This window comes from Mesotoga sp. UBA5825 (assembly GCF_002432955.1).
GTDB lineage: Bacteria > Thermotogota > Thermotogae > Petrotogales > Kosmotogaceae > Mesotoga.
Genome location: NZ_DJHG01000066.1, coordinates 1 through 8,341, shown reverse-complemented (window position 1 = coordinate 8,341; position 8,341 = coordinate 1). Strand labels below are relative to the sequence as shown.

At 41.0% G+C, this 8,341-nt stretch carries 9 protein-coding genes and 1 pseudogene; all 10 read right to left on the bottom strand.

The window, feature by feature from the left end:
• A pseudogene (locus B3N33_RS12955) lies at positions 1 to 166 on the bottom strand (UDP-N-acetylglucosamine 2-epimerase (non-hydrolyzing)); the annotation flags it as partial.
• A gap of 57 nt (positions 167 to 223) precedes the next feature.
• On the bottom strand, positions 224 to 1,279 hold the full coding sequence (locus tag B3N33_RS06170; protein ID WP_292592540.1) for a hypothetical protein: 1,056 nt from the start codon (positions 1,277 to 1,279) through the stop codon (positions 224 to 226).
• Between the two features lie 302 nt (positions 1,280 to 1,581).
• A complete protein-coding gene (locus B3N33_RS06165) occupies positions 1,582 to 2,685 on the bottom strand; it encodes a glycosyltransferase (RefSeq protein ID WP_292592538.1) in 1,104 nt (367 codons plus the stop codon).
• A gap of 119 nt (positions 2,686 to 2,804) precedes the next feature.
• Complete coding sequence (locus tag B3N33_RS06160; RefSeq protein WP_292592537.1) at positions 2,805 to 3,500, bottom strand: N-acetyltransferase; 696 nt, start codon at positions 3,498 to 3,500, stop codon at positions 2,805 to 2,807.
• A 24-nt stretch (positions 3,501 to 3,524) separates the two neighbouring features.
• Entirely contained in the window at positions 3,525 to 4,727 is a 1,203-nt protein-coding gene (rfbB, locus tag B3N33_RS06155) for a dTDP-glucose 4,6-dehydratase (RefSeq protein ID WP_292592535.1), read from the bottom strand.
• A 13-nt stretch (positions 4,728 to 4,740) separates the two neighbouring features.
• Entirely contained in the window at positions 4,741 to 5,490 is a 750-nt protein-coding gene (locus B3N33_RS06150) for a sugar phosphate nucleotidyltransferase (RefSeq protein WP_292592533.1), read from the bottom strand.
• Positions 5,487 to 6,593, bottom strand: a complete 1,107-nt coding sequence (locus tag B3N33_RS06145; protein WP_292592531.1) for a DegT/DnrJ/EryC1/StrS family aminotransferase — start codon at positions 6,591 to 6,593, stop codon at positions 5,487 to 5,489. The genes B3N33_RS06150 and B3N33_RS06145 overlap by 4 nt, the downstream gene beginning before the upstream one ends.
• Positions 6,590 to 7,012: a sugar 3,4-ketoisomerase gene (locus B3N33_RS06140; RefSeq protein ID WP_292592529.1), complete on the bottom strand. Its 423-nt coding sequence runs from the start codon at positions 7,010 to 7,012 to the stop codon at positions 6,590 to 6,592. The genes B3N33_RS06145 and B3N33_RS06140 overlap by 4 nt, the downstream gene beginning before the upstream one ends.
• A 47-nt stretch (positions 7,013 to 7,059) precedes the next feature.
• Complete coding sequence (locus B3N33_RS06135; RefSeq protein ID WP_292592527.1) at positions 7,060 to 7,995, bottom strand: glycosyltransferase family 2 protein; 936 nt, start codon at positions 7,993 to 7,995, stop codon at positions 7,060 to 7,062.
• Between the two features lie 37 nt (positions 7,996 to 8,032).
• Positions 8,033 to 8,341: sugar transferase (locus B3N33_RS06130; RefSeq protein ID WP_292592526.1), on the bottom strand; the 309-nt coding region annotated here is incomplete at its 5' end.

Below are 8,341 nucleotides of genomic sequence, written 5' to 3'. Positions count from 1 at the left end.
TGATGCTCAAGCCCTGTATAAAGACGTCCGACATATTGGCATCGTAATGCTGCCCGGTATTGACAAGAACTTCATCAATACCTGCTTTTCTAAGTTCTGCTCCTACGATTGCTTCCTTTATGAATTGCGGGCGAGCGCCTATTAACGTTATTATCAACCTTGTCACCTCAAAAAAAGATTAAGTTACTAATTTACTATGAAAAAAATTGATCTATGTATATTATTATTTATAGACTTTCATTCTTACGAAAGCTAATACAAAAATAGTCAAAAGCAATCCTTTAGTCAAAAGAACAGTAAAAAACTCCACATTTGTTAAATATATTACACCTGAAGTAATGATAATTCTACAAATTGTGGAATTTGAAATTTTCTCAGTTTGCCTATCAAGGAATATGAGAAGGACAGCTACCATAAATGATAATAATAATACACCAAGTAATGATGCTCGACTGTAACCTTCAGCAAGATATCCAGTGTTAGCTGATCCAATCCAAACATAAAGTTCGCGAAAAATATGTGGAATGTAAGGAAGATCACTGAACAGTTTTAAAGGCCCTATATCAGAAATTCCCCTGAAAGCTGCTTCCCCATTTTCGAAGTATGAAATCCACATTGAATTAACCTGAGCTGGAATTACCAACGCTCTCCAATAAAGAAGCGACGAGAACTCCACAACTGCTCTGTTAGTTGAATACAATAATGGTGGCATAATCATAACAACAAAAAGCAACGCAAAAACTAGGAATATTGTAATGTATCTCAAACTCACTTTATTCTCAACTTTCTTAAAAAGTGTCAAAATTAGTAAGAGGTAAGATATCAACATAATAGATCTGTTTGCATCATATTGAGAAAGTAAAAGCATTGATACTCCCAAAATCAGGCAAACAATTAGCTTACCTTTATTATAGTAAACTGCATAAAGAATGGGTATTGCAGACCCAGTTACTATATTGTACATATATGCCATAATGCCTGTGTAGTTACCAGTACCTCTAATTACGGATATCTGAGAAGATGAAAACGCTGATAAAAACATAGGGATACCATTTCTGTAGATTCCATATGACAAAGTAAGTATTAGGAGTACCCATAATACCCATTTAATCAATTCAAGAGATAGGTATTTCTTAATATCTCGAGGAGAAACTAGTCGGGAGAATATAAGAATCGTAATTACTCCAACTAGTATAGCAAGTATTGCAGAAATAAATGTACTAATAGATCCGGAAGAAGCAACTGAGAATACAGCTGTTGGCCCTAGTACTGTATTCATAAGAAATAGCATCCAAAATACAGCAAGCTTCTCTTTTACATAACTCAAAAGAAAGTATGTAGATAGTAAGCAAATAATACTTATAAATGACACCAGNNCAGCAGGAGTTGTGGTGTTCCATTATAGAAATTGAACCACTGTGTTATCCCAAATCGTAGATACCTGTAAACGTTAGCGACACTTCTTAGCCCTAGGAAGTAGAACCACACATAAGTTCCATTTGCAATGGAAAGAACAATTCGATCGGGCATTCGCAAATCTACCACCAACCAACGATTAATAAATATATCGTGGAATTCCTTCTAAAGCAAAAAATTATAAAGATTTGTCAAACGGCTTTCAATTGACTCCCATGAGAAAATTCTTCCTAACTCCAATGATCCTAACGATTTTCTTCTTCTTAAGCCAGTTTCGATCATAAGGTTCATTTTCTCAGCAATCTCTTCTGGATCAGACGGATCATTGACATACAAGCTCGAATCTCTCTGATCTAAGATCTGTCTCCAATAAGCATTATCTGAAGCTATTATAGGTTTTCCCAATGACAAATACTCAAAAAGCTTGTTTGGTGAGCACTGAAGTGCGTTTTTATCTTCTTTTGAATATAGTAGAAGTCCAACATCGCTATTCTTAACCATTTCTTCAGCTTCGTTTCGATCCAAAAATCCTCTGTATTTTATTGGTTCTGGAACTTGTTCCAGGACTCTTTTTAGCTTCGAGTCTACTACTGGGCCAGCTATATGTACATCGAAATCTTTGTTCTCTTTCCAAAGTATGAGAGAAGCATTAATTATTTCTTCTATACAAGTCATTCTAGAAATCGACCCAGCATAGACAAATCTTACATGAGACTTTGGATCACGTTCGACAAAACATCCCGACTGAGTCACGGCACGTTTTCTGTAATTGGGCATAACTATGGTTTGTGATAGACTTGAGAAATGTTTTTCCTGATCCTCTGTTACTACTACGATACCATCAAAAAGCTTAGCACTTCTGTCTTCAAATTTTTCGAATATTCTAGAAATTGCTTTTCTAGAAAAGATTGGCAACCATTCTTTGTTGAGAATTGCTGCCGGATTATTTTCGTGAACATCATAGATGATCTTTTTACCGATCTTTTTCAACTTTATTGCTACTGGTATTAGTTCAGGATCATGAAAATGATAGATATCAGCATTTATCTTGTATGCAATTTTGAATACTCTAGTTATTGAGAACATGATTCGTGCCAGTCTGCTCTTGAAAACAGGTAGAGTTACATGTTCTACTCCCATAAGCGGACATTTCCCCTCTGGAGCAAGAAACGTTATCTTAACCCCAAGCGTTTTTAGAGTGTCTATTTCTTTTGTAATTCTCACATCATCGGGCCTATGTACAGTTGTCATTACACAGATATGATTCACAGTGCTCTTCACCTCGTCAGTGAATTTTCTTAAGGATGTAGTAATCGCGCAATCACGGTGCTTATAGAAAGTGACTTACAAATCAATCATTGAATTCAGGTTCTACGGAACAGACCTTCTCACAACTCTCGAACAGCCTTAGCAGGTATACCGACAACCAGGGTTCTTTTCGGTACATTTTTTGTTACCACTGCTCCCGCTCCAACAATGGCCCCTTCGCCTACGATAACTCCTGGAAGAATATTTGCTCCAGCTCCAATCGCTACACCATCTTCAATCGTTGGTCCTACCACTTTCTCTTCATCATATCCCTGCAAACCGATGTTATTGTCATTCGTAGTTGCAACTAGCACGCTAATGAATACATCATCGCCAATAACCATATTGCCTGTTATATGAGTATTATCCATTATTTTTGTCCTATTGCCAACTTTGGTATTGTAATTCACAGTTACACAACGACTGATAATGCAATTATCTCCGATACGGCAGGCCTCACGAATTGATGCCCCGTCACCGACAAGAGTTCCTTTTCCTATAACGACATCAGTATAAATAACTGCATTAGGTGAGACTACTGATCCTTCACCTATAACGACCTTTCCGAAATCTTCTCTAACCTTTCTGGAAGTTGCACGTGCTCCCCTTGGCAATCTTCCGATAACTGCGCCTTCCATAATCTCGACATTGTCTTCAATTGTCACTCCTGGGAAGATGGTCACAAAGTCGTGAATAATCGCATTTGAACCTATAATCACTTCATCAAAAATTCTGGCGCTGGTAGCGACTTTTGCAGAGTCGTTTATCAAGCTCATTACTCATACCTCCCTCCTATACTTTTATCTCTCCCTATACCATCTATTCATAAACTCGCGATATTCTTTGTCGTGGTCGAGTATCTTTTGCCACCATTCTTGGTTGTTGACATACCAGTCGATGGTCTCTTTCAGATTACTCTCAAAATCCTTCTCTGGGGAGTAGCCGAGCTCATTTCTCAGTTTGCTATCATCCAGAGAATACTTTACGTCATGTCCCGGTCTGTCCTTTACATAGTTTATCAGTTCTGTACTCTTGCCCAGTCTTTCAAGGATTGTCTTTACCATGAATAGGTTTTCTCTTTCGTTTCTGCCGGCGATATTATAAACTTCACCGATGGGAGCCCTCTCCAGAATTAACTCTATCGCTCTGGCAGTATCTCTAACGAACAACCAATCTCTGACCTGTTTGCCATCTCCGTAAACCGGTAGTTTTCCATCTCTCAAGGCTTTAATTATCATCACGGGAATAAGTTTCTCAGGATATTGGTTCGGTCCGAAGTTGTTCGACGGTCTCACTATGTTCACAGGTAAACCATAAGTCTGGTTATATGCGTAAACTAACCTATCTGCAGCTGCCTTGCTCGCTGAGTAAGGATTTCTAGGATTTATCGGATCTTTCTCCGAGAAGCTGCGTTCAGAGGCTACTCCATACACTTCATCGGTCGATACGTGCAGGAATCTCTTCAGATCAGGATTCTTTCTTGAGGCTTCAAGCAGAACGTAAGTTCCATAAACATCGGTCTTTATAAACTGATCGGGGTTGAGTATCGATCTATCTACATGGGTTTCCGCGGCGAAATTCACCACCGTATCGCACAAAGGCACGAGTTGCTCAACGACATTTCTATCCTCGATGCTTCCTACAACTAATGCAAGCCGATTTCTTGCTACGGCGTCTTCTACGAATTGGCGCAATTCATTTACCGGTGTCTGATTATACGCAAAGCTATTTAGTTTGAACTTCAGCCTCTCAAGGTCCCTTGAAGTATCCGACAAAACACTGCTATTACCGGAAAGATCATAGCTTATAGGTTCCAGTCTCTCGTGGCTCTCAGGAACGATGATATTGCTGTCATCAAGGTGACTGGATAGATTGGCGAGATTCCCGGCATATGTGAGGGAATCTAGAACTATTATCTGCAGCTCTTCTCTTTTTTCAAGAATATGGTTTACAAAGTTGCTGCCGATGAACCCTGCTCCGCCTGTAATAAGGATCGTGTTCAAGATACTCCCCCCATCAGTCAATCTTCTCTATTCCCATCTTCTCGAAGTAATGTTCGTACATGATCTTGTTGGCCACATAGTAGGATTCGAAAGTACCTGTATCCATCCACCTGCCCTGAACGAAATCGTACTCGAGTTCTCCCAGCTCGATATACCTGTTGTTGACGCTGGTTATCTCATACTCGCCTCTTGCTGAAGGCTTTATATGGTCTATGACATCGAAGACCCTTCTGTCATAGATATAGGCTCCGACAACGGCATAATCACTCTTTGGATTCTCAGGTTTCTCCTGGATCTCTACCACCTTTTGCTCGTCTAGCGCGGCAACACCGAACCTCTGGGGATCCGAAACTCTAACAAGCAGAACTCTGGCGCCTTTCCTCTTCTGAACGCTCTCATAATTCTTGACAAAGTAATCGACAGGTTTCTCAAACACGTTGTCTCCAAGAATTACCAGAATGTTCTCATCTCCCGCGAATTCCCTTGCAAGCCTTAGCGCATCGGCTATGCCGCTGGCCTCGTCCTGAACTTTGTACGCGAATCTCAGACCAAAATCAGAGCCGCTTCCCAGAAGATTAACCATATCTCCCATATGCTCTGTACTGGTAACTATCAGAATGTCTTTAATTCCACTAGCCTGCATATTGTGGATAGGGTTGTAGATCATAGGCTCAGGCCCTACAGGAAGCAGATGCTTGTTCAAGGACTTCGTTAATGGATAAAGCCTCGTCCCCTTGCCGCCAGCTAGAATAACGCCCCTCATACACTCACCCCTTTGAACATATTTATCTTTTCAATCACATAATCGGCTTCTTCATCTGTCATTCCGTTATATAAGGGAAGGCTGAGAACCGTGTCTGCATAATCCTCGGTTATCGGGAAGTCTCCCTTTTTGTATCCAAAACGTTCGTAAGCTCCCGAGAGATGCGGCGGAACTGGATAATGTATTTGAGTACCTATTCCGTTGTCAGACAGATATCTCTGTAGTTCATCTCTCTGATTGCACTTGACAACGAAGAGATGCCACACGTGTTTGAAGCCTTCTTTGATCTTCGGTAGCCCTATCAGGGGATTGGTTATCTCTTCGAGATACTTCTCGGCTACTCTTCTTCTATCGTCCTCAAGCTCGGTCATATGCTTGAGCTTTGCACTCAGCAACGCGGCCTGGATCTCGTCCAGCCTAGAATTCACGCCTTCTATCTCGTGGTAGTATTTCTTGACACTTCCATAGTTACGCAACTTGCGCATCTTTTCTGCGAGCTCTTCGTTATCAGTGACGATCGCCCCGGCGTCTCCGAAGGCCCCGAGGTTCTTCGTGGGGAAGAAACTGAAGCAGTTTATGTCACCGAAGGTCCCGATATTCTTTCCATTGATCGTCGCTCCATGTGCCTGTGCACAGTCTTCGACGACAAATAGATTGTATTTCTCTGCAATTACCATTATCTCTTCTATTCTTGCGGGCTGGCCGTAGAGATGTACTGGAAGTATTGCCTTCGTTCTTTTCGTAATTGCCTCTTCTATCTTTGTGGGGTCGATGTTGTAGAATTTGTCCGGTTCGATAAATATTGGCGTGGCCCCATTCTCAGTCACTCCTAGAACCGAAGCGATATAGGTATTTGCCGGAACAATAACTTCATCACCCTCCATAATGCCAAGCGCTCTGAAAGCGAGAACAAGCGCATCCAGACCAGAGTTTAGGCTAACGCAATGCCTGACACCAACGTAATCGGCAAACTCCCGCTCGAATTGACTCACTTTCTCTCCGAGCACGTACCAGCCTGAATCGAGAGCTTCAAGGACTGCTCTATCGTACTCTTCTTTGAACATGAGATACTGAGGTCTGAGAACATTGAAAGGCACTTTCATCTCTTCCAGTAACCCTCCTTCACAAGCCTGATAAACTCGTCGTAATCACGAATATAATCAGACTCATCGTAGTATTCAGAAGCAAGAACCAGCAGAACACTGTCATCTTTGAGCCATTTCATAGTTCGCCATATCCCTGTACCAACATACAGTCCTTTCGCGGGATCATCCAGAACAGTATATTCTTTCTTCTCGCCATTATCGCACATAATCTCGATTGCTCCGTAAACGCATATCAATAGTTGTTCTAAGGCCTTATGCGCATGATGACCGCGAACAACCTCTTCTTTCACACCATAGGTATAATAAACACGCTTGAAAGCGAAAGGGATATCCCTGTTTGCTTCGAAGAAAACGAGTGAACCGAGATCCAGCGATTCGGCTGTTCGTTTGTGTAACTTAATAGAGTTCAGCGACATTGTGGTCTCCTATGTTGTAGTTCAGTAGATGTCATTAACAGCAATCCTTACTTCCAAAAAGCTCTTCTCAAAAAATCATATATTCCAAGCACATTGACTGCTTTCCTAAACCTGTTCAGTTTTCCTGCTGTACGGTAGTTTTCCAAATTCCCTTTTTCTATAAGTTGTCGAGCAATGTAGATTTCCTTCGATTTAACGAATCTCCGAACAAACATGTCTGTTTTATCTAGATTTGGATTAATAAGTTTTCGAATAGCGTTCAGATTATCTACGAAATACTGAGTATTAATCCTCCCGAAGGCCGAAGCAGAAGTGGAAGTTGAGTGTCTTCTCCAGTAAGCAACAGGTTTTTGTAGCAACCTTACGGGGTGTCCCATGTTAGTTAATCTAAGCCAGGTAGGGTAGTCTTCAAGGATTCTATATGAACTATCAAAACCGGTTTCTATTGCTTGTCTTTGAAACAATACACCCGGCGCGGGAACAAAATTATCTATACTCAAGCACTTGAATTGAGTCCAAGCGTCATATCCAAAGTATCTAGCACTTCTCTTACCAGGTTTTGGACTCAGAAGAACCTCCTCATTCTCAGAACGAATTAAGGGAACAACCTGTCCGCAAACCCACATAATGTTGCTTTCGTGATTTACAAAACTGACAAGCTCCGTCAAAGCCGTATTGTCCAGAAAATCATCACCGGCTATGAACTTTATATAAGCTCCCGTTGATTGTTGAAGAGCCGCATTTAAGTTACTAGTTGTCCCAGAGTTTTCGTTCTGCACAATGATTTTGCACTCCGTGAATCTTTCGCGATTCTTTGAAAGCCATATATCGATCTTCTCAACAGTTCTGTCACTTGAACAATCGTCAGCAACTATCAACTCAATGTGCCTGTAATCTTGCGCTTTAACGCTCTCTAAACACTCAACCACGAATTCTTCATGATTATAAGTTGGAACAATAACAGTTACTATTTGATCTTTCACTTCGATTTATCCTTCGCTAGCAACATATAGCTTAACTTCACTTCGCACCCTTTCTGAATAGTACTGTCTCGAATGTCTTGAGAATTATTTGAAGATCAAGCATTGTTGACTGATTCTTGACATAGAATAGATCATAACTTAGCTTCTTCTCCTGCTCTTCTATTGTAGCAGCATACTTATAATTGGTCTGAGCCCAACCGGTCAGTCCTGTCTTCACTTTATGCCTTAGTTTGTAGTAAGGGAGCTCCTCAGAAAGCTCTTCTGCAAATCGTGGCTGTTCTGGTCTAGGACCAATGAATGACATTGTACCTCTTATTATATCGAAGAACTGAGGAATTTCGTCTAG

Coding starts and splice junctions, on each gene's coding strand:
- B3N33_RS06170 (WP_292592540.1), bottom strand. CDS start 1,279: ATGAATACAGTACTAGGGCCAACAGCTGTATTCTCAGTTGCTTCTTCC.
- B3N33_RS06160 (WP_292592537.1), bottom strand. CDS start 3,500: ATGAGCTTGATAAACGACTCTGCAAAAGTCGCTACCAGCGCCAGAATT.
- B3N33_RS06150 (WP_292592533.1), bottom strand. CDS start 5,490: ATGAGGGGCGTTATTCTAGCTGGCGGCAAGGGGACGAGGCTTTATCCA.
- B3N33_RS06145 (WP_292592531.1), bottom strand. CDS start 6,593: ATGAAAGTGCCTTTCAATGTTCTCAGACCTCAGTATCTCATGTTCAAA.
- B3N33_RS06140 (WP_292592529.1), bottom strand. CDS start 7,012: ATGTCGCTGAACTCTATTAAGTTACACAAACGAACAGCCGAATCGCTG.